Here is a 21450-nt window from a genome sequence, read left to right on the forward strand (position 1 = left end):
AATAAGCTCGAAATTTATATTTAAATAATTTCTTACTTCCGCGTAAAATGAAGCACTAATTTATCTCCAGCCATTTGCAGCAGTTGCACTAAGATCACCATAATAATAACTGCTAAAATCATAACTTCTGATTCATAGCGATAATACCCGTAGTTAATGGCTAGTGAGCCAAGTCCGCCGCCGCCAACCATACCTGACATTGCTGTATAAGATACTAAAGCAACAGCTGTCATCGTCATCGATGCGAGCAGCCCAGGAAAAGCTTCGCGCAGCAGCACTTTACTAATAATTTGCGGTAAGGATGCTCCCATCGCTTGAGCCGCCTCAATAACACCGCGATCCACTTCACGAAGCGTTGTTTCGACAAGCCGTGCGAAGAACGGAGCTGCTGAGATCACAAGCGGCGGGATCGTTCCTAGTACCCCTAACGAAGTCCCAACAATAAGCCGCGTGAACGGAATAATAGCGACCAGCAAAATGACAAACGGTACCGAGCGTAGAATGTTGACGACAATAGATATGATCCGGTAAAAGGCCTTAACCAACCACGAGCTGGATTTTGCCGACAAATAAAGGATGATCCCGATCGGTAACCCGATAATAAATGTGAAGAGTGCTGAGAAGCCAAGCATTTTGAGTGTGTCGATCGTAGCTGTGACAATTTCGTCCAAGTTCACTTGCGAGAAATCAAGTCCCATGATGGTCATTCGATCACCTCCACATCAAGACCTTGCCCAGTCAGTACTTTAATCGTTTGATCGATCGCCTTTTTATCCCCTTCGAAACGAACAATGAGCTGCCCATATGGAACATCTTTAATCGTTGAAATCGTACCTTGCAATATTGCAAAATTCACCCCTGTATCTTTAGACGTTTGTGATAAAATCGACTCATAAGTCATCTCACCCACAAACGTAATCTTCGCCGCTCTTGACGAATCCAAATGCGGGGCTTCGATGGCGATTTGCAGTGCCTCGTTGTTAGCTTCATCCCTCAGAATGAATTCCCGCGTAACGTAATGCTGCGGCTTTAAGAACACCTCGGTAACTGGACCCTGTTCAACGATTCCTCCTTCATGAATGACTGCGACCCGATCACAAATGCTCTGAATGACATGCATTTCATGTGTAATGAGAACAATTGTGATATTAAATTTCTTATTGATATCAAGAAGCAGTTTCAAAATCGAATTCGTCGTTTGCGGGTCAAGCGCACTCGTTGCCTCATCACAAAGGAGTACGTCAGGATCGCTGGCAAGCGCGCGTGCAATACCTACCCGTTGTTTCTGTCCGCCAGACAGCTGAGCAGGATACTTATCCTTGTGCTCCTCTAAACCAACCAATGAGAGCAGCTCATTCACTTTCCGATCGATTTGCTCTTTAGATGTTTTCGTTAAACGTAACGGAAAAGCGACATTATCATAAACCGTTGCTGAAGATAGCAGATTGAAGTGCTGAAAAATCATTCCGATTTTACGGCGCTGTTCCTGTAATTGCTTCTTGCTTAGCCCGGTTAGTTCAACTCCATTTACCCACACTTCGCCGGATGTTGGCCGCTCGAGCAAGTTAATACAGCGGATCAACGTACTTTTGCCGGCTCCTGAATGACCAATCACACCAAAAATTTCACCTTTTTGGATGGAAAGATTTAAATCAGAAAGCGCAGTAGTCACTTTTCTGCCTTTTCCATACGACTTGGTCAATTGCTTTAGCTGAATCAACCACTGTTCCCCCTTCTAAAGAATATAAAATAAAAAGCCCTTTTTGCAGAATCAAAAAGGGCTCTCTTTACGTAAAGTCATTGCCTTTTCTCATCTGCCAAAACCGCCTTTTTACAGCGATTTTGAAGGAATTAGCACCATGGCATCCCAATTTGAAGTTACCGCTCGTAACTTACAAATTAGAATCGGTTGCTGGGTTTCATCGGGCCTGTCCCTCCACCTCTCTTGATAAGAAAATATGAAGTTTTTAATTTTCAATTAACATGACCAAGTATATATTCACAGGCAACCAAATGTCAAAGGAAAATTTTATAATGATCATAAAAAATTATTTTTTCCACTGGCGATTCACATAGCTAAATGCAGCATAAAGCGAGCGGCATACCATATCAAGTCCTTCTCTCAGTTCAAATAAATGCTGATCCAAATGTTCAAGCTTCACTTTTTCATGAAGAGCTTGATGCCGCTGCCACAAATCATCCTGCATCTCTGCGTTCATATAATGAATCTCTGTGTTCCGCCGCTTGCGAAGTTGACCTACAGAATGCTTGTAATGCTCTTTAATCTCCGTCAAATCCAAGGCAAGAACACTATGCTTCTGTATTTCTCGCAGCTGGCGAAGCACTGTAAAATACGAAAAATGCTCCTTCACCTTCGAGGTTTGCAAATCGAACAACTCATTCAGCACTGTCCCCAATTTATCGAGAATGGAGAATACACGGATAAATCCATTTTTATAAAAATAGACGTAACGCGCGTAGTCATTTTTCTCGCCCCCCGACATATCGCTCGGATAGCCTGCCGTTACTTTTTCGCGGAAGAAAGCAGCAGCAAACAAGCTTTCCTCCAGCTCATTAAGAGAGGAGATTAGGCCGCCTGTCCATATTTCGATTTTGCGAAAATCATGACTTGGGTCTTGAGCACGTTCAATTTCTTGCCGCATAAGCTGTGCCATTTCATCCATGATGTTCACCGCGTTCGCAAAAATGCCCTCGTTTTGCCGAGGAGGCTCACCTAATAAACTTCGCAGCACCGATCTCATCCTCTCTATTCAGAGCTTTGAATTATATGCTAAAATAGCTTTTCCACCGATCATCGACAAGCTTCACTATATCTTCACGAGGAATGACTTCATCTGGATAACCTGGCTTCATGCGCGCATCGATAACTAGCGGCAAATCATAAGCAAGCCCGTTTTGGACAACGTCGGCATGTGCATAGATATCATCCGCTGGATTGAACCGTGTAAAGACAGTCCACAGGAACGATGTTTGCGTAGCAACGACTTGCTCAGCGTCATCCACGAGTATAACGAGCGGCCATGCTGTTGTGCGTTCACGAAGTCTTTGCAGCAACCGCTTAGGAAGCTCCGGCTCCTGTTCATAAGAAGCCCCCGAGACGACAAGGCATCCATCGTGATATGGAGAAATCTGTTCAATCTCCGCAATATCGCCCTCTTCATACGATTTAGGCAAATCGCGAATAGGCTCCCCAACACCCAGCATAATCGCCTTACTTCCATGGTTTAATTTTTTCCCTGTATAGTCTAAAGTATCATGCGATGTATTGTTAAATATAAATAAGTCCGTACGCGGATTAAACCGTCTAAGTACTGTTTCAAGCAATTGTTTGAAATTTTCCAGGTCAATTGATACATTCGTCAGCATGAGAAATTTCGTTAGTGACAGCTGCCCTTCGCCTAAAATGCGGAAGCCCGATACAAGAGCTTCCCTAGAATAACTTTCTCGTACAATCGCAGAAGCAAGCGCATGGAAGCCGCTTTCGGCATATGTCCACAGTGACTTCACCTTCGGCATGACCATTGGAAAAGCTGGAGAGAGAAGTCTTTGCAAAAACTCGCCTAAGTAATAATCTTCTTGCCGAGGCTTACCGACAATAGTAGCTGGATAAATGGCGTCTTTACGATGCCACATCTTCTGCACATGAAATACCGGGAAGTCATGCTGAAGCGAATAATATCCAAAATGATCTCCAAAAGGTCCTTCTGGACGACGTTCATACGGATTCACCATGCCCGTAATGGCAAATTCCGCTTCTGCCGGGAAACGATGCACGCCTGAAGGGCTTTGGACCATTGGAAGCTTCTCACCCATAATAAGCGAAGTTAAAAGCAGCTCAGAAAGTCCTTCTGGGACGGGAGCAATGGCAGAAGCAATGAGTGCCGGAGGACCGCCAAGAAAAATCGATACAGGCAGTGATTTACCTTGCTGCTCAGCTTGAAAATAGTGAAAACCTCCGCCTTTTTGAATTTGCCAGTGAATACCTGTCGTCTGATCATCATACAGCTGGATTCTATACATCCCGATGTTATGATCCTTAGCATCATTTGGATTTTCCGTATATACAAGCGGGAGGGTAAGGAATGGTCCACCATCATCTTGCCAGCTCGTCACTTTTGGAAGAGGGGCAAGAGGTGAATTCGTTCTGGACACTTGAAGGATTGGAGCCTCACTCGTAGGAACATTTTTAAGTCCTACTTTAAAAATCTCTTTAATGAGTCCCCGTTCGCCCCAAATCGCTTTAGGTGTTGGAGGCAGAAGCGTTTTCGCCGCTCCCACTAATCGTTTCATAAGCTGCTCCGGTCTTGGCCCGAATGCTAAATCGACCCTGCGGCTTGTACCGAAAAGGTTAGTAGCTACAGGAAAAGGCGTTCCTTTCACGTTCGTAAAGAGCAGCGCAGGTCCTCCTTCTTCGATCACGCGGCGATGAATCTCTGCCAGCTCTAAATAAGGATCTACGGGCACATCAATGATCGCTAGATCATTTTCTTTACGAAGCACTTCAATCCACTGTCTTAAATTTTGATAACTCACTCACATTCCTCCCGTATCACGTGAAAAATTGTACTTTCTTATTAGAAAACAAAGCCCTCGAATTCATTCGCGGACTTTGTTTCTGTATGTGAATCGTCTTTGCAAATCGTCATTTTTTGTTAAGTTGCCATGCCCGAACACTCAAATAACTTAATACAGAGAACAGCAAGGAAATGATCAAATTATGTGCAAGGGCAGCAAAAATATAGCGTTCTGGATCATAAAGGGTGAAAATAATAGCCGCCCCGCTTAAAATTTGCAACAAGCATAGGACGACAGCAGCGATACTAAGAACTTGCAATTCGCGATTGCCATGATTGTTGTGGTACATAAAATGCGCAAGGATCGCAACACCAATAAATAAAATCATCGCTGCAACCCGGTGAATGAACGCTATGGCAACACTGCCAGTTAACTCAGGAACAATTCGTCCATTACATAACGGCCAGCCGGCGCAAGCGCCTGCAGAGTACGTATGACTCACATAGGCTCCAATGTAAACGACGATGTATGAGTAGATCAATACTAACCATGTAAAATTGCGCAAACCTTTAGATATTCGAGGTAAATGAGCATCTTGATTCACTTGAGCTTTTTCTTTGTTACGTGCACCAAACACAAGCATGACTGAACTTGCAAAAGCGATGAGCGAAAAGCCAAAGTGGAATGCCAAGACTAGTGCTGACTGCGGTTTAATAACTGCAAGAGCACCCATAAAAGCTTGTACAATAACGAAAAACAAAGCTAAAAACGAAAAGATTTGCAAATCACGACGATCTTTACTATATCGCCAAAAAGCTAGAAAAGTGACAAGTACAGCTATTCCAGCAAAACCGCTAACAGCGCGGTGCGAATATTCAATTAAGGAAGCTACGGTGTGAGCTGGTACAAATTGTCCGTGACATAACGGCCATTCTCTGCCGCAACCAAGTCCGGAGTCCGTCTTCGTTACCAGATTCCCGCCTAGTGTCACGAAAAATATTACTAGACAAGTAACGTAGCTCAACCATTTCAATTGTTTGTTTGTCAAAATTCCTCACCTGCTACGTTGTTAATTTATCGCCTTTGAAGCCACATTCAATTATAACCGATATGACGATATATTCGCCAACTTGTTTGTGACAAAATCTGAAATAAAAACACCGCTGCCTTAAAGCAGCGGTGCATCGCCTCTTGCTTCTTCTTATTTGTGAATAGCGTTATATACTTCAACAGCCCGATCAAGAAATTGTTCAATTTCTTCTCTAGATTTACGAAGTTTATTAACGAAACGAACGAGTTCTCTGCCATCGGTATAAGCTACAAAGCTTGGAATACCGAGAATATTCTGCTCACTGCTTACCTCTTCAAGTTGATCTACGTCAATCTCAATAAACTCGATTTGATTGTATTTTTGCTCAACGTCAGGCATAAATGGTTCAATATATTTGCAGTCCCCGCACCAATCTGCCTTAAATACGGCTACAACTAACTTCGGAGATTGAATACTTTCTGTAAAATCCGCTTTGGATGTAATTTGTCTCATTTGGTTTCATTCCTTTCTACTCGTCATAATATTAGTCAATCACTATCAAGAGTGAATGTCAACTTTTATGGCTATACTGTAGGCAAAAGTCTGTAAATGAAAGGAGGGGAGCTCTATGAATATCATTCGGCTTTTTCGTTATCTTCCAAATATCATTGCTGAAATGATTAGAGGGAAGAGAGCGAGCTGGTACGCATCCTCACGCCTGCGGCAAAACAAACGAAACCTAGAATGGAAAGAGGCTTGTGTTCACACCATCGAGAAGCAAATTGAACGAATGATAGGCGAAGGAACTCGCTATAACAAAATGAATCCTAAGCAATCCTCCTCATCTGCCGAACAAACACTTAACGACGAAGAACTCATCATCGTAAATGAGATACATAGACAGACAAGCATCCATAATGCAAGCAATATTACTCGAACAAATGCCTACTTGGAATGCTATATGGCTTATCCCGAGCTTCACTGGGCTTTTCTAGCTCATATGGTATCGAGAAATGCAGGCTGGAATATGACCGATTTACAAGGCGGTCTGCTCCATTCGCTCATGAAAGAACAATATAGACAAAATATGTATCGCTTTTTAGAACGATGCAATGCTTTAATATTTCAAGATGCTTATCCGCAGCTTCTGCTCTATATGAAAAGCAAGGAACTCGGCAAAAGCCTCTTTCATCTGCTTCCTTCATTTCATATATCGCGCTTTATGCGTCCATTTTGGGAACGCTTTTGGCTCGATCGCTCGAGCCCGCTCCTATCAACAGCACTTATAATTAACGAACAAAATTATATTGAGAGAAGAGTCGTCCGGCATCCCTTCTTCATTCAGAATGTATTTCATCAAATGGACTTTAAAGTTCATGAGTGGGTCCAGTTAAACCAGGTTATTTTCCCAATCAGTCTCTCCGCTTCAAGTGATAATTCAAAGAATACAAACTTCCTTCCAGAGACCAGCTTAACTGGACTCGTACTCGAACATTTCGCCAATGTCGATGAACGGATTGAATTCGGCAAGACGCTGTACGCGATGTTATTTGGTTACCAGGATGTGCTGGACGGAGCTGTATCGTTTGCTGCCTCAACACCCCATCGCGGCTCTAGAGCCGATTATTGGCCAGGTCTATTTACAACCGAACGCAAAGAAGCTCTGACTACTCCTAATGAGTTATCAGAGCTTCTTAAGCAGGAATGGCTTCCTTCCGGTCAAAAAATATATAGTCCAATTCTGCAAAAGGTATGGTCAGATATCCCTTATGAAGCCATTTCTCGCTTTGATTGGCTGCAGGATAGCAAAGTACTAAGACATTTAGGCAGGCCAAAACGTCCATTTCTCTTTGAAATGTCTCATGAGCACCGTCTCGCCATCGAGAAAATTGCGCTCGCCCACGATACAATCGCACAAATAACGAGCTGACCAGCCTTGAGTTATATTAACCAACGGATCGAGAACGCTGCAATTTCATAAGCGGGCGAAGTACCTTCTGCAGTACCTTAGGATAGCTTGACAGCTCATTTTCACGAACAACGCGGAATAGAATGAGCAATACCGGATAAAGAGCGAGTACAACCATCCCGACTAAACAGCAGGCGATGAAGAAGGCAAGTCTTGCCGGCATCATATCTACTAGCTGTATTCCCGCTTCATTCAGTCCAAAACCTGCCGCTCCCAGCAAAATAACGGTAATTACAAAACCTGCCCACCGTCCCCCAAGAATAGAGAATGGAACAATGGTCTTAAGAGCGCGAACATTAAGAATCGTAATGACAAGGAAACATAACCCTGTCGAAACAATGATTCCGTATATTCCGTATACGCCAAGCCATTTGGCGAGCGCATAGCTGGAAATCAGCTTCACAGCAATTCCAGCGAGCACGTGCTTCATCGTCAAATTGGTTTTGCCTACACCAATTAAGATCGAGTTCGAAGTCATCATTGTAATTTGAAAAATCGTCCCGAACGTAAGGACGCCAATAATTTCACTGCCGCCCAAGCTGCTGAATATAAGACCGTTCAAAGAATAGGCTGCAGCACACAAAATAATGACAATCGGCATTCCTGTCAAAATTGAAATTCGCATCGCGAGCGTAATTTGATTACGCAAATGCTCCTCATCTTTACGGGCAAAAGCAGCCGAAATAATAGGGATGAGTGATGTACTCAAAGCAATGGCAAGAATCGGCGGTATCCCTGCAATACTCTGCGCTCTAGCGCCAAGAATACCAAGCGCTTCGGTCGCCTGTGCTTCACCCATCGCTCCTAATAGAAGCGGCTTCACTATGGAAGAATCAATCATGTTCACGGCTGGAACGGCTAGAGATGACAACACGATCGGAATCGATATTTTGAAAATATCCACATAAATTTGCCGCATCGGAATTAACGCACCGCTCGTCCCATCTCGGAGTAGAGCCGCCTTATCATCTTGACGCAATTTGACCGAATAGTAAATCATGACGGCAAAAGCCCCGATGCTGCCTAGCACACCGCCAAAAGACGCCCCTGCCGCTATCCACTTATCGTTATAACCTGAATACAAAAGCACATACCCTAGAGCAATCCCTGTGCCTACCCGAAGAAATTGCTCCACAATTTGCGAAATGCCGCCAGCCGTCATCATATTTCGGCCTTGAAAATAGCCGCGCATCATCGCAATCGTTGGAAACAATAAGAGGGCAGGCGCTAAAGCGCGAAGGGAGAGCGCTGCCTCAGGTTGTTTAGATATATTTGCTGCATAGAATGGCGCTAGAACGTATAGCACAATCGTTATAATCACACCCATTACAGCTGAGAAGATGAGCGCCGCATGGTAGACTCTTTCTGCTTCCGCCCGCTTACCCAGCGCATATCGCTCGGACACCATTTTACTGAGTGTACTCGGTATGCCCGCGGTTGCGATCGTAAGCAGCGCCAAATATACATTATTCGCAATTGAAAACGAGGCATCGCCAACATCATTAAGCATATGCTCCAGCGGAATTCTCTGCACCAGACCAAGGACGCGCGCCACGAGCGCCGCAGCGGCTAAAATAAGCGTCCCTCTAATAAACGATTCTTTCTTTGACAAAACGTTCCCCTCTTTCTCTGCTTAAAACCATGCTACCCAAATGATAAACAGTACAATCATGACGATTTGCAGAATGACTTTCATGACAATGCTGCTGAACAAACCGACCACTGAACCAAAGCCTACTTTGAGCGATTTCTCAAGTGACGAACCGTTAAGAAGCTCCCCAATTACCGCACCAATGAAGGGACCAAGCACAAGTCCAAATGCCGGAATGACGAATGGTCCGACAATGACACCTATCGTACTAAGTATTGTGGAAGCTCGAGAACCGCCAAATTTTTTAACGCCCCATGCATTGACGATATAATCCGCTGCAAAGAGCACGACCACAATAAGCGTCTGAATGATCCAGAACCAGACTCCAAACGGCTCGAAAGAGAAAAACCAGCCGTACACGAAAAACGCGAAATAGATCGCCAAAGCACCGGGAAGTACCGGATATACAGCACCGGCAAGCCCGACTGCAAACAGCGCAATGATCAGTATCCAGCCAATGATCGCCATCGTCATTTAAGGATTCACTCCTTGATTTATAAAATATAATCGCGAATCACTTCCACAATCCCGTCCTCATTGTTAGATGCGACTACAACGTCAGCAGACTCTTTCACGACCTGCTGAGCATTTCCCATAGCTACACCTAATCCGACAGCTTGAATTGCGGCTAGGTCATTCGTGCTGTCCCCAACAGCTACCGCTTCAGACATATCAATATCTAGCAGCTTGCACACTTCCTGAATTCCGCTCGCTTTCGATACGCCTTGCGGATTAATTTCTAAATTATATGGAGAAGAGTTCGTAATCTCAAGGCCTTTCATATTTTGAAGCTGCATGAGAATATCATGACGGACTTCGTCATCTTCAGTATGATAGCCAAATTTCAGCCATTCCTCTTGTTCGATATCTTTGGCCCAAGAATCTTTATTGTAAAGTCCAGAAACAGAATATGCCCAGAACCATGTATTTTTCTCTACGGCAATTTGATACAGCTGTTTAATAAGCTCCACATCCATCAATACCCGGCGGTGTAATTCGTGAGGAGCACGCCACACTTCACTGCCGTTAACGGTTATCATAGGTGTGGACAAACCTAATTGCTTCGCATAAGGCACCGCATTCACAAAAGCTCTGCCTGTAGACAAGCAGACGTGCACACCTGCATCCGCCGCTTTTTTAATCCATTTCTCTGTTTCAGGTGATATTTCTTGTTCATCTGTTAGAAGCGTTCCGTCCATATCAAGGGCTAACAATTTATATTTTAATGAGTTCATCTATATCCTCCTGATGCCATAGTCAATTCACGTTGTACATGCATTGCTATTTTAGCATAATCAACCTTTTTCAACAAAGCTAGCCCTTAAACGTCAAAATCCCTCCGAAGGCTTCAGAGAGATTGATGTTTGCTTATATTTCATGTTTATTCCTTTGGCTTACCGCTTAGTCCATACACTTCGTCATAAGCGTCAAATATTTTGCGAGCTACTGGAGCCGCGCTGTACGCACCAAACCCGCCTTCAGGAATAACGACTGCTACAGCCAGCACGGGGTTGTCGGCAGGTGCGTAAGCGATGAATACACCGTTATCGACGATTGTATGACCTACGACTTGCTGTGAAGTACCCGTTTTCCGAACATAATCATACGGAAATCCTTCAAAGCCCTGAACGCTGCTCTTCATTCCACGTTTCACTTCTTCCCAGTAGGCCTTGTCAAATTTGACCTCATTCAGCACTTCGGGTTTAAATGTTTTTACAATATTACCTTGGTTATCTGTAATTTTACTGACAAGCTGCGGCTTTATTCTTTTCCCATTATTCGCGATGGTTGCGACATATTGTGCAAGCTGCAGAGTCGTATATTTTCCCTGCTGTCCGAAAGAGCCATACACAAGTGCCGCCTGTGCGCTTCCGCTTTCCTTTCTCACGTATTCCCGGAATCCTAAATACTCATAAGGCAGACCGACTTCTGTTGAAACGCCGAGTCCAAAGGACTTCATATATTTATCCCATACATCAATGCCTTGACTGCCGTATTTGGTGTACAATTTCTTACCGACCATATCAACCATAAAGACGTTGGAAGACTTTTCGATCGCCCTTGCAGGATCCATTGTTCCATAGACATGATTGCTGGAATTGCGCACTGACGTTTCATGGCCTTCTTTACCGAAATAAGCAATCCCGCGATCTTGATAAGTAGAAGAAGTCGTGAAAAAGCCTTCATTAAGTCCAATTAATACACTGAGCGGCTTAATCGTCGAACCCATCAACACAACAGATTCGGGATGCTGACCCTCTTGACCGGAAGGGAACGAACGAATCGTTCCATTTAAATAAATATTTTTGATCGCTTCGTAATCTTCTGCAGAAATACTTCCCGCGCGCCATATATTCGGATCATAATCCGGCATGCTCGCCATGGCCATAATATTTCCTGTCTTTACTTCCATAGCAACCGCAAAACCGGTCGTCGCATTTTTGTGATATTCGCCTGATATTTTCGTGTTTTGCAAATAGTGGAGTTGATCTAGAATGGCTTGTTCTGCCCTGAGCTGTATTCCTTTATGAATCGTCATCCATAAATCGTGCCCTTTTTCAGGAGGCGTCACTTCGGCTAGCCCATCGGCCATATTTTTAGGATTTACGGGAATCGTTTTAAAGCCGTTCCGTCCTCGAAGGTCATCTTGATACATGAACTCGAGCCCATCAAACCCTACGTCCTCCATTTCAGAATATTGAAGACTCGGATCATCTAGGCTGTTAACAGCGAGAGCTTTATATTTATCGAGACTCATCGTACCTTTGAACTTTCGAATATAACCGACTGTCTGCACAGCAACTCCAGCAGGATCGTAATGTCTTACGTTATCCTCCACAACTTCAATGCCAGGATAGTCGTCTTTGCGCTCCATGAAATGGGCGATTTCCTTTTCTGTTAAGTCCATCTTGATACGCCGCGGGACATACCCTGAATATTTTCTATAATCAACATCCATCGCTTTGATGACATCAGAGACGGTAAGGTGCTCTCCATTCGGATCGCCGTACGTATTGAACACCTTTACTAAACCTTCGGCGATCTTGAGCGCTTCTTCGTAGTTGCCAGATTGCTGGCTATAATCCTTGAGCAACGTAATATAAAGAGACTGCGCCGGAGTAGAGTACGCAATTTTCTGCCCAGATGCATCATAAATGGTCCCGCGCATAGGCGGAAGCGGCACTTCTTTCACGGAGATACTGGTCTCTTGCTCTGTTAAAGTTGGACTTTCAACAAATTGAAGTATCGCTAGACGAATAATAATGAGGCAGAAGATAGTAAACGCGCTGAAGAAAAATACATTCAGCCGAACGGCAAATTGGCGATTTCGTTTCGATTCAGCTTCCCTCTCTTTGTTTGGCAATAGGTTTTTCATATACGACCTGCTTTCCAAATCATGATAATATACCTAATATTACCACAAATGGATATCCGAACGAGAGGACATTATTCAAGAAAAAAGAGCCATGCTCCTCATCAGGAACATGACTCTTATTGTCCGTATTTTAGTGACCAGCAGTTTTCCGTACACCTGCCTGCGATGCCGCAATTGCAGCCGTGCTATTTGACGAAGCATTGTTAGTCTGCTGTTTAATTTTAGGCGTGCCTGTAAGTCCAACGTATTCATCATACGCATCGAAAATTTTCCGAGCAATTGGCGCTGCACTGTTCGCACCGAAGCCGCCTTCTGGAACGACAACTGCAACCGCCAGCACTGGATTTTTCCGTGGGGCAAATGCGATTAATACCCCGTTCTCTACGAGCTTACCGCCAACGAGCTGCTGAGAAGTACCTGTCTTACGAGCAAAATCATAAGGGAACCCTTCAAAGCCTTGAACACTACTGTTCATCCCTGTAGTAATTTCATCCCAGTAGCTCTTATCAAATTTAACCGTATTAAGTACTGTACGGCCAAATGATTCGACAACGTTGCCTTGAGGATCGGTCACTTTGCTCACTAGATTCGGTTTTAAGCGTGCACCTCTGTTCGCGAGCGTGTTCACATATTGTGCAAGCTGGAGTGTCGTATATTTCCCCTGCTGACCGAATGCAGCAAATGCAAGCGCAGACTGTGCACTTCCCGACTTAGCTTCATGCAGATACTCTTTCAAACCCGTTGCTTCACCAGGAAGTCCGCTTTGTGTGGACACACCTAAGCCAAACTGCTCCATATATTTATCCCATACTTCAATGCCTTTGCTGCCGTATTTGTTATACAATCTCTTGCCGACCATGTCGACCATAAAGGCATTCGAGGAATGTTCAATGGCCGCTGCCGGGTCGATAGGTCCATATGCATGGTGATGAGAGTTATTAACCTTTGTTTCATGACCTGCCTTACCAAACTGGGCAAAGCCACGATCATAATAAGTCGTTGTCGTTGTAAATAATCCTTCATTCAGTCCGATGAGAACACTGAGCGGTTTCATCGTTGAACCGAGTAACACTGTGGAAGACGGATGTTTGTAACTTTCCTCTTTAGAGCCGTAAGATTGGTAAACTTCACGAATCGTCCCATTCGGGTAGAAAGGTGCAATTTCTTTGAGCTGCTCACTAGACATCGGTCCTTGAGCCCAAATGTTAGAGTCATAGTCAGGCATGCTGGCCATCGCGACGATATTCCCCGTCTTCACTTCCATCGCTACGGCAAAGCCTGTCTTGGCGTTTGGAGCCCTCACTACCGGATTGCTTGTCGTCTGTAAATATTTAAGCTGATCCATGATCGCTTTTTGAGTCGCCAATTGAACGTTTTTATTAATCGTGAGCCATACGTCGTCGCCTTTTTGTGGAGGCGTAATTTTCATAGGACCGCTAATTTGGTTCTTAGAATTGACCGGAAAAGTCTTTAATCCCTTTATACCGCGAAGCTGATCTTGAAACATGTACTCAATACCGTCGTACCCGACATCTTCATTACCTAAATATTGCTTTTGCGGGTCCGTCTCATTAACCTTCGATTTGTAGAAATCGAGTCCATACTTCGGATCAATTACGGAATTAAACTTCTTCAGATATCCGACAGTCTGTACAGCAACTCGGTCTGTATCGTAATGACGAATACTCTCTTCAACGATATCAAATCCAGGCATATCATCCTTGTGCTCTAAAAAATATGCAATTTCTCTATCCGTCAATCCTGATTTGATCCGTCTCGGTGTATAACCATAGTTTTTACGATAATGGATATCCATCGCATCGATGATTTGTTGTTGAGTCATCGCTTCCTTTGGATCACCGTAAGTTTTGAAAATCTGTTCTAATTTTTTCGAAATCTTTTGCACTTCCGGTTCATTCTCAGGCTTGCTGTAATCTTTGTCCAATGTAAAATATAACGATTGCGTTGAAGTTGAGTATGCGATCTTTTGACCCGAAGCGTCATAAATCGTACCGCGAATCGGCGGAATGGCTACACTTTTCGTTGCTATACTCGCTTCCTGCTCTTTAAGAGTAGGCCCTTCCACGAATTGCAATATAGCTAATCGAACAATTAAAACAGTGAACACTATAAACGTACTAAAGAAGAAAATATTAAGGCGCACCGCAAACTGACGCTTATAAATATTTTCTTGTTTTTGCGGATCATCCATCATGGATTGACTCATAAAGAAGCATTTCCTTTCTTGCTGTCAATTGCTAAATTTAATAGTTACGGTAAATATTCGTTAAATCGAACGATCAGGAATGTGCGTCTCGCCAAAACGCGGCGGATCGAACCAATTACCGCTGCTCGCCCAAGTTGTATCTACTGGTATCCATTTATGTTCCTCGCTAATGTACACTTCGTTCCACGCATGCGGACCATAACCGCCTTGACCATCATATCCAAGTCCTGTTACCACTTTAACTTTAAGACCTTGTGATCTAGCCATTACGGCATAGAGACGTGCATAGTCGATACATACCCCGAGTCTCGTGTTGAAAGTCTGCTCAGGATCTTGCTCATGCCAAATTCTTTTTTCTTCATAATCACGAGCCTTGTCATAATCATAATGAATGCGTGAACCGACCCAGTTATACAATAGACGGGCTTTCTCACGGTCAGTATGCGCACCCTTCACAATGGCTGCAGCAGCCTCATTAATGTTATTAGGAATTCCATAATCTATCACTTCATATTTCCGCTGCAGTATCTCATTCATTTCTTTCTCTACTGAACGAGTAAACACGGGAAGCCGTTCTTTAATAAATGACCCGGACAACGGCTCAAATATCGTCTTAGCTCCCTGCTTATACACCGGAGAAGCTTCAACATAATGACTAAACGACGTCTGTGGATAGAGTGAGACAAAAATAAATAGAACAGCCAGCACGACAAAACAGCGAGCGATCCCGATCACCCCGCCAATGCAAGCCCCCACTAAGCGGCTAATGAGTGAGGCAGGTCTATGACTAGGCGCCGCCATTCTAGCAGCAAAGTGTCCAAAAAATAAAGAATATATGGTGAGAAGGAGCGTTCGAATAAGCCCATAGCTGAGCATAAACAGAACAGCAGATCTCATAAGCGAGAAATCTTTGATTGTCGTAATTAAAGTATAGTAAATTTGCTTCCACAATTTCAATTCACGGTTAGGCAGAGCACTCACTAGCGGGTCAAGCCATCTTACGACTTGCGGAGATAACCATATCGTTAAAGGAATCGCGAGTCCAATACCTATAATAGCGAGAACGGCATCGCTCACCAAACTAAACAACCGATTTGCTGAGCTTGACGCCCCTCTCAATAATCCTTGCAAGAGCGAAATGATCCAAATCGCAAATAGTAGAATCGTTATACCATTCGTGTCTCTTAGACTATCAATCCAAGTTGTAATCATGATGCCCTCCTCTCTATGATGCAAAAAAGTGTGAGTAATTAAGGGGTGGCTTCTTTTATAAATGCATCAATTGTATCATTCATTTTCCATTCTCCTAAGGAAACGCCTCTATAGGTAACACGTACTTTATTTTCTCCCGTTTTACCTGTCATTTCAAGATTGGTGCTCTTGATCGTAAAAGTGCCGTCTGGATTTTGTGTAAATTTGGCTTCTTTCGCTTCATCCTTCATCGCGTTAAGCGCCTGTGTCTTCACTGTGTCTATTGCTTCATCTTTCACTGTACTCACCACGTTATTAAGCTGATCCAGTGATATTCCGCTGTACACGATTAGGCCAATAACAATGACAGCCACAAGGGCCCATTTCACCACTGTCTTAATGAAGCCTAGAATCATGAAGAGAACAACTAGCGCAATAATAATAACCAACCAATTTTTCTCTAAAAATTGCAGCCAGACTTGTGTATCCATATTGACATCAACACTCCTGTTCACGATTGATTCTTTTTAATCACATTATTTAATTATACATCATTGCCTGATGCAGTGTCAGCTTAACCCTCCTAGCAGAAAAAAACAGCATATGTCTGTCCACAACAACGTACAAGTATATCATAGTCTCTCTTTTTTGCTGAAGGAGGTTACTCTTATGAAGACAGCTTTCTGGCTCTATCTTTTTTTATTTATCGCTTTTTTCGATCTGCATGCACAGTCTCCGGTTCTTACACCATTTGCATTATCTCTTGGAGCCGCACCAACATTTATTGGATGGATGATGGGATTATATGCTTTAACGCACTTACCGGGCAACCTTATTGCAGGTTATGGGGTGGACCGTCACGGAAGTCGTCGTTACATTATGACCAGTCTAATATTGGCTGGAATCGTGCTTCTTCTGCAAGCCCATGCAACAGAACCTTGGCATTTGCTCGTTCTCCGCTCAATAAGCGGTTTCGTGATTGCTTTCTTATCTCCGGCCTGTATGTCTCTCTTAGCTTCGCTGTCTGATGATTCTGTTAAACAAGGCAAATATATGGCGGGTCACGGCGTCGTGCATACGCTGGCTTCCGTCCTCTCTCCCGCTGCCGGAGCTTTTCTAGTTGCAAAAATAGGCTTCGGTCAAACGTTCCAAGCACTTGGCATCGGCCTGATTGGCGCGGCTGTTGTCGCATATTTTACGGTTCGTGAGAGAGGTAAAGTTTCAATAAAACCAGCCGATCATCTTGCACCAAAACCTTTCTCTCCTGATGCTTTCCAACATCAAGGTTCTATGCAACCGATATCATGGCGTTACTTTCTTCTGCCCTTTGCCATTGCCTGCTCACAAGGGATTTTGTTCTTTGAATTACCGCTGCGCGTGCACGACCAATCGAACATATTAAGCATCGGTTTCTTATTTTCAATCTTGAGTTTAGGTGCACTTGTCACGTTAAGCATGCTGTTTCTTCAGCAGTATGACCCTACCAAGCGAGTTGCAGGAGGCGTACTGCTTATAGCACTCTGCTTTTTCATTCTCTCTGCTCCATGGCACATCCCCATCGAGGTACCGTTATTCATTATGGGGATGGCTAAAGGGATCGTATTCCCTGCCATGGCCTCTTTGTTTATTACACTGAGTGGCGGCAAGTCGCTAGGGCTTGTCTTTTCGCTGCAATCTATTGCAATGTCGTTAGGATCATTTGCAGGTCCCATTATCTCAGGTCATGTGCGGATGGAAATATCCCCGTATTTCATTGCGTTTATCATTCTCATGTCGATCCTGGTGGTTGTACCTATATCCCGTAATATTTTGAATGTGAAGCCAGTAAGTCGATAATGAAGCATTTATATCCAATATTTTGAGGACTTTAGGCAAACACACTGCGCACTCTCGCCCTATCCTCATAATATAGCATTGTGTTAAATGACCACAGGCGGAAGTGGGTGATGAAAATATGGATCATGGTGTTCATGGTTACCCGCATGGTTATGGTTATGGGTATGGACATGGATTTTGGACAACAACAGGGACAATTCTCGTATTATTTATTTTGCTCATAATCATCCTTCGTACTTCATTCATTTTCTAGTGTCTGCCTCATATACGCGGCCTGATTTGTCAGGTCGTTTTTATTTTTTGCATGAAGAGTGAACAACAGTTTACAATAGAATTACATTTGAGTTGCTGCATTTCCCGGGGAATTTTTTTTGCAAAACGGCTTAGCAGAAGGTGGGTCAAATATGGCAATTTACGTCATCGTTGAAGGTAAAAATGATCGCAGTAAGCTCCGCAGGCTGCTAGCGCCTGAAATCTCAATATTGTGTACGTTTGGAACGCTTAACTCCAATAAATTGGAAGCACTTCGGAAACAGATTAAAGACGGAGAAGTGTATTTGTTCATGGACAATGACGCTTCGGGCAGACGAATTCGCGGGGTGCTTCGCGATGTTTTCCCCGACGCTTCCCATATTTATACTCGCCGCGGATATGCGGGGGTAGAAGGCACCCCTGATGAGTATATTATCGCACAGCTTGAAAAAGCCGGACTAGAAGAGTACATCATTTATCCCGAACCGCAATTGTTTAATTCACCCATCCTATAAAACGAAAAAAGTTCCTTCTAAGCGCATCAAACGCTAGAAGGAACTTCATATTTATTTTCGCGCAAGGTCAATAACATCTTGAGCAATAACCTTCGCATTAACTTCCTCTGTGTTGCTGACACTATATAACTTACGTAAATTATTGTCGCGGTCAACCAAAGCGATGAAATTCGCATGCGTAAAGTTGTTTTTGTTATCGCCAACAATTAATATTTTAAAACTGTTTTTAGCAAAATCTTTCGTCTGCTGGGCATCACCGCGAAGGAAATACCAGCCGGAAAGGTCTGCATTAAATTTACCCGCCCATTGTTTTATTTTCTCACGTGTATCGGTCTGAGGGTCAAATGTGATCGATACGATGGAAGCATCTTTGCCAAATATGCCATTCTCCTTCAACAAATCTTGAACCTCTGAGAGCATAAACGTAGTTGGGGGACATACATCAGGACAACTTGTAAAGTAAAAATAAAACAATCTTACTTTACCGCTCGTATCCGAGAGCGACACCTTTTTCCCATCGACATTTTCCATGGTGAAATCTTGCACCTTATTGATAACTGGGAACTTAGGTTTGACTGTATTCTCAATAATTAAGTATCCAGCAAGAATGACACAAATAAGCAGAAGAATCCAAGTCCACTTATACTTTTTAAGTAACTGCATGTACGTTCCCCTTCTCCCTATGATATGGTTCTAATTCGTTTATTTATGAACCGTGTCAAATATCATAACAAGCAAGCTGACGGTTAAGTAATTGATGGAGAACATGAATGCTTTCTTGGCCCACGCATCATTGTCTTTAACTGTGAATCCACGCAAAGAAATAAATAGCCAGATGACAGACAGAAGCGAAGCCACAATCATGTATACAATCCCTGTATATCCGTAAACATACATTAGAATTGGAACAGGTATTAGTAGAGCTATATAAGGAATCATTTGAATTTTAGTCCGCCCAATGCCTTTTACAACAGGCAGAAGCGGAAAGCCAGCGGCACGATATTCCTCCATACGGCGTATGCCAAGCGCCCAGAAATGAGGCGGCTGCCATAGGAACAGCATCGCGAACAGAAGCCATGTTCCCATATCTACTTGTCCAGAAGCAGAAACGTAACCAATGACCGGCGGCATTGCACCTGAAATTGCGCCGATTGACGTGCTCCAAGTAGATGAACGTTTTAACCAAAGCGTGTACACTACAACATAAACAAACATACCAACTGCTCCAAAAATACCCGCTTCCATTCCACAAATACCGAATAAAACAGCGAAACCAGCTAAACCGAGCACAACAGCGTACCATAACACGACTCTTGGAGAAAGACTGCCGGTAGCAGATGGTCTATTTTTGGTGCGATCCATTTTCGTATCCAAATCACGGTCAAAAAAGTTATTGAACACACAAGAAGATGCCATAATCAGCACCGTTCCTAGGAGCGTCCAAATTAACTTCAAATATTGAATGTCCCACTGGGATGCCAACCAAAAACCAGCAAACGTGGCTATTAAATTCGATCTTAGAATCCCAGGTTTCGTTACGGCAATGAAATCTCTCCATGCACCTGACTTACTGGGAGGAGAAGGTCGTACAGACAACGCTGCGGAATCCGAAGGAGCCTGGTAACTTAAAGGTTTTCCCACGCGTAAATAATCCTCCTTAATATCTGTCTCATGAAGGAACAAAACCTCCACACTAATTTCAACATTATAAACTTTAACATATTAAACGTCTCTAGTCTTTGACAATTACTGCGAAATCGATTGCTAATTTTGACAATTTGTTGACACTTTAATGATTATAAATAAGTGGGTTCCCGACAATAATAAACAACACACCTAAGAAAAGGAGAATTATTGTATGGATACTGCAACTCACCTAGTTATGGGTTTTGGCCTTGCAGGCTTAGCCTACGTGGATCCTGCAGTTGCAGCGGATTCCACACTTGCAGCGGCTGTAATGACCGGCACAGTTGCGGGATCTCAGGCTCCTGATTTCGATGCTCTTCTGCGCTTAAAAAGCAACGCATTATATATTCGTAACCATCGGGGCATATCTCACTCCATCCCATTTTTGCTCATATGGCCTGCGCTCATCACGTTAATCATTCATTTCCTATTTCCTCATGTATTAATACTGCATGTTTTTTTATGGACATTGCTTGCGGTTGCGATTCATATATTTATTGATTTGTTTAATACGTATGGAACTCAAGCGGCTCGGCCATTTTCGGAGAAATGGATTTCGTGGAACATCATTCATATTTTCGATCCATTTATTTTCACTACACATGTAATTGCGATTGGGCTATGGTTTTTTCATATTGTCCCGCCTGCACCTTTGTTTATATGCCTGTATATAATACTCGCTATGTATTACGCCTGGAGAACGATTGTCCATTTCCAAAAAACGAAAGAAGTGAAGGAAAAAGATACTCATTATATGGAAGGCGATCGCTACTTTTTAATTCCTACTGTCTCATTAAGGTACTGGCATGTCGTCAAAAGAAGATCAGACGGAAGTTATGACATTGGATCGTACAATAAGAGAGGGTTAAAATGGAAAAAACACGTCGTATCCTCCAAACATCCGGCAGTAGAATTATCTAAGCGCCATAAAGATATTCAGTCATTCCTATACTTTACTTCCTTCGCGGTTGCGGAAGTGGAGCAAGTTGAACGGGGCACGATGATCTCTTGGGCCGATGTTCGTTACTGGCACCGAAAACAATTTCCTTTTGTCGCCGTTCTCATCCTCGATAAAAATAACAAACCAATTGATACGTATGTCGGATGGCTAAGCGAAAAGAGAATGGAAAAAAAGCTGCATTTAGGACAAACGGATGCTTAATGAGTATAATAAACTTAAA

20 protein-coding genes and 1 riboswitch are annotated in these 21450 nt (G+C 43.4%); of the genes, 5 read left to right on the forward strand and 15 right to left on the reverse strand.

Annotation, left to right across the window (positions count from 1 at the left end; genetic code table 11):
• Positions 1 to 32: 32 nt before the first annotated feature.
• From J2Z20_RS13990 to J2Z20_RS14015, 6 genes are all read right to left on the reverse strand, one after another.
• The gene (locus J2Z20_RS13990; protein ID WP_209851588.1) at positions 33 to 701 is read right to left on the reverse strand and encodes a methionine ABC transporter permease; all 669 of its coding nucleotides are present in this window, start codon (positions 699 to 701) and stop codon (positions 33 to 35) included.
• 2 nt (positions 702 to 703) lie between these two features.
• Positions 704 to 1720: a methionine ABC transporter ATP-binding protein gene (locus J2Z20_RS13995; RefSeq protein ID WP_209851472.1), complete on the reverse strand. Its 1017-nt coding sequence runs from the start codon at positions 1718 to 1720 to the stop codon at positions 704 to 706.
• 87 nt (positions 1721 to 1807) lie between these two features.
• Positions 1808 to 1955: riboswitch (SAM riboswitch) on the reverse strand.
• A 93-nt stretch (positions 1956 to 2048) separates the two neighbouring features.
• Positions 2049 to 2753: a Cthe_2314 family HEPN domain-containing protein gene (locus tag J2Z20_RS14000; protein ID WP_209851476.1), complete on the reverse strand. Its 705-nt coding sequence runs from the start codon at positions 2751 to 2753 to the stop codon at positions 2049 to 2051.
• A 31-nt stretch (positions 2754 to 2784) separates the two neighbouring features.
• On the reverse strand, positions 2785 to 4554 hold the full coding sequence (locus J2Z20_RS14005) for a UbiD family decarboxylase (RefSeq protein WP_209851479.1): 1770 nt from the start codon (positions 4552 to 4554) through the stop codon (positions 2785 to 2787).
• A gap of 109 nt (positions 4555 to 4663) precedes the next feature.
• Positions 4664 to 5584, reverse strand: a complete 921-nt coding sequence (locus tag J2Z20_RS14010; protein WP_209851482.1) for a COX15/CtaA family protein — start codon at positions 5582 to 5584, stop codon at positions 4664 to 4666.
• A 153-nt stretch (positions 5585 to 5737) separates the two neighbouring features.
• Entirely contained in the window at positions 5738 to 6079 is a 342-nt protein-coding gene (locus J2Z20_RS14015) for a thioredoxin family protein (RefSeq protein WP_209851485.1), read from the reverse strand.
• A 115-nt stretch (positions 6080 to 6194) separates the two neighbouring features.
• On the opposite strand from J2Z20_RS14015, the gene J2Z20_RS14020 reads away from it, so the two are divergent.
• Positions 6195 to 7496 carry a DUF2515 family protein gene (locus tag J2Z20_RS14020; RefSeq protein WP_209851488.1) on the forward strand — a complete coding sequence of 434 codons (1302 nt, stop codon included), beginning with the start codon at positions 6195 to 6197 and terminating at the stop codon, positions 7494 to 7496.
• 16 nt (positions 7497 to 7512) lie between these two features.
• Here J2Z20_RS14020 and J2Z20_RS14025 read toward each other — a convergent pair whose 3' ends face one another.
• The 7 genes from J2Z20_RS14025 to J2Z20_RS14055 form a co-directional block, all read right to left on the reverse strand.
• Positions 7513 to 9147, reverse strand: coding sequence for a putative polysaccharide biosynthesis protein (locus tag J2Z20_RS14025; RefSeq protein ID WP_209851492.1), 1635 nt, complete (start codon positions 9145 to 9147; stop codon positions 7513 to 7515).
• A gap of 21 nt (positions 9148 to 9168) precedes the next feature.
• Entirely contained in the window at positions 9169 to 9654 is a 486-nt protein-coding gene (locus tag J2Z20_RS14030) for a DUF456 domain-containing protein (protein ID WP_209851591.1), read from the reverse strand.
• Between the two features lie 26 nt (positions 9655 to 9680).
• Positions 9681 to 10421, reverse strand: coding sequence for a Cof-type HAD-IIB family hydrolase (locus J2Z20_RS14035; RefSeq protein ID WP_209851496.1), 741 nt, complete (start codon positions 10419 to 10421; stop codon positions 9681 to 9683).
• 146 nt (positions 10422 to 10567) lie between these two features.
• Complete coding sequence (locus J2Z20_RS14040) at positions 10568 to 12562, reverse strand: peptidoglycan D,D-transpeptidase FtsI family protein (RefSeq protein ID WP_209851499.1); 1995 nt, start codon at positions 12560 to 12562, stop codon at positions 10568 to 10570.
• Between the two features lie 130 nt (positions 12563 to 12692).
• Entirely contained in the window at positions 12693 to 14789 is a 2097-nt protein-coding gene (locus tag J2Z20_RS14045) for a peptidoglycan D,D-transpeptidase FtsI family protein (protein WP_209851504.1), read from the reverse strand.
• Between the two features lie 60 nt (positions 14790 to 14849).
• Positions 14850 to 16001, reverse strand: coding sequence for a transglutaminase domain-containing protein (locus tag J2Z20_RS14050; RefSeq protein ID WP_209851507.1), 1152 nt, complete (start codon positions 15999 to 16001; stop codon positions 14850 to 14852).
• Positions 16002 to 16039: 38 nt separating this feature from the next.
• Positions 16040 to 16471 carry a hypothetical protein gene (locus J2Z20_RS14055; RefSeq protein WP_209851510.1) on the reverse strand — a complete coding sequence of 144 codons (432 nt, stop codon included), beginning with the start codon at positions 16469 to 16471 and terminating at the stop codon, positions 16040 to 16042.
• 178 nt (positions 16472 to 16649) lie between these two features.
• Here J2Z20_RS14055 and J2Z20_RS14060 point away from each other — a divergent pair, with 178 nt between their 5' ends.
• The 3 genes from J2Z20_RS14060 to J2Z20_RS14065 all read left to right on the forward strand — a co-directional run bounded on the left by J2Z20_RS14060 (position 16650) and on the right by J2Z20_RS14065 (position 18583).
• Positions 16650 to 17816: an MFS transporter gene (locus J2Z20_RS14060; RefSeq protein WP_209851513.1), complete on the forward strand. Its 1167-nt coding sequence runs from the start codon at positions 16650 to 16652 to the stop codon at positions 17814 to 17816.
• 118 nt (positions 17817 to 17934) lie between these two features.
• Positions 17935 to 18069: a sporulation protein YjcZ gene (locus tag J2Z20_RS18050; RefSeq protein ID WP_245252374.1), complete on the forward strand. Its 135-nt coding sequence runs from the start codon at positions 17935 to 17937 to the stop codon at positions 18067 to 18069.
• Between the two features lie 151 nt (positions 18070 to 18220).
• Positions 18221 to 18583, forward strand: coding sequence for a DNA primase (locus J2Z20_RS14065; RefSeq protein ID WP_209851516.1), 363 nt, complete (start codon positions 18221 to 18223; stop codon positions 18581 to 18583).
• A gap of 51 nt (positions 18584 to 18634) precedes the next feature.
• Here J2Z20_RS14065 and J2Z20_RS14070 read toward each other — a convergent pair whose 3' ends face one another.
• Entirely contained in the window at positions 18635 to 19246 is a 612-nt protein-coding gene (locus tag J2Z20_RS14070) for an SCO family protein (protein WP_209851519.1), read from the reverse strand.
• A gap of 39 nt (positions 19247 to 19285) precedes the next feature.
• Positions 19286 to 20224, reverse strand: a complete 939-nt coding sequence (gene cyoE / locus J2Z20_RS14075) for a heme o synthase (protein ID WP_209851522.1) — start codon at positions 20222 to 20224, stop codon at positions 19286 to 19288.
• A gap of 217 nt (positions 20225 to 20441) precedes the next feature.
• On the opposite strand from cyoE, the gene J2Z20_RS14080 reads away from it, so the two are divergent.
• The gene (locus J2Z20_RS14080; RefSeq protein WP_209851525.1) at positions 20442 to 21431 is read left to right on the forward strand and encodes a metal-dependent hydrolase; all 990 of its coding nucleotides are present in this window, start codon (positions 20442 to 20444) and stop codon (positions 21429 to 21431) included.
• Positions 21432 to 21450 lie beyond the last annotated feature (19 nt).

Origin of the sequence: Paenibacillus sediminis, assembly GCF_017873765.1 — a bacterium.
Taxonomy (GTDB): Bacteria; Bacillota; Bacilli; order Paenibacillales; family Paenibacillaceae; genus Paenibacillus_AG; species Paenibacillus_AG sediminis.

What these genes read in the sequence shown, in the direction of transcription:
- J2Z20_RS14015 (WP_209851485.1), bottom strand. Translation starts at nt 6,079, where the DNA reads ATGAGACAAATTACATCCAAAGCGGATTTTACAGAAAGTATTCAATCT.
- J2Z20_RS14020 (WP_209851488.1), top strand. Translation starts at nt 6,195, where the DNA reads ATGAATATCATTCGGCTTTTTCGTTATCTTCCAAATATCATTGCTGAA.
- J2Z20_RS14030 (WP_209851591.1), bottom strand. Translation starts at nt 9,654, where the DNA reads ATGGCGATCATTGGCTGGATACTGATCATTGCGCTGTTTGCAGTCGGG.
- J2Z20_RS14035 (WP_209851496.1), bottom strand. Translation starts at nt 10,421, where the DNA reads ATGAACTCATTAAAATATAAATTGTTAGCCCTTGATATGGACGGAACG.
- J2Z20_RS14040 (WP_209851499.1), bottom strand. Translation starts at nt 12,562, where the DNA reads ATGAAAAACCTATTGCCAAACAAAGAGAGGGAAGCTGAATCGAAACGA.
- J2Z20_RS14045 (WP_209851504.1), bottom strand. Translation starts at nt 14,789, where the DNA reads ATGAGTCAATCCATGATGGATGATCCGCAAAAACAAGAAAATATTTAT.
- J2Z20_RS14050 (WP_209851507.1), bottom strand. Translation starts at nt 16,001, where the DNA reads ATGATTACAACTTGGATTGATAGTCTAAGAGACACGAATGGTATAACG.
- J2Z20_RS14055 (WP_209851510.1), bottom strand. Translation starts at nt 16,471, where the DNA reads ATGGATACACAAGTCTGGCTGCAATTTTTAGAGAAAAATTGGTTGGTT.
- J2Z20_RS14060 (WP_209851513.1), top strand. Translation starts at nt 16,650, where the DNA reads ATGAAGACAGCTTTCTGGCTCTATCTTTTTTTATTTATCGCTTTTTTC.
- J2Z20_RS18050 (WP_245252374.1), top strand. Translation starts at nt 17,935, where the DNA reads ATGGATCATGGTGTTCATGGTTACCCGCATGGTTATGGTTATGGGTAT.
- J2Z20_RS14065 (WP_209851516.1), top strand. Translation starts at nt 18,221, where the DNA reads ATGGCAATTTACGTCATCGTTGAAGGTAAAAATGATCGCAGTAAGCTC.
- J2Z20_RS14070 (WP_209851519.1), bottom strand. Translation starts at nt 19,246, where the DNA reads ATGCAGTTACTTAAAAAGTATAAGTGGACTTGGATTCTTCTGCTTATT.
- J2Z20_RS14080 (WP_209851525.1), top strand. Translation starts at nt 20,442, where the DNA reads ATGGATACTGCAACTCACCTAGTTATGGGTTTTGGCCTTGCAGGCTTA.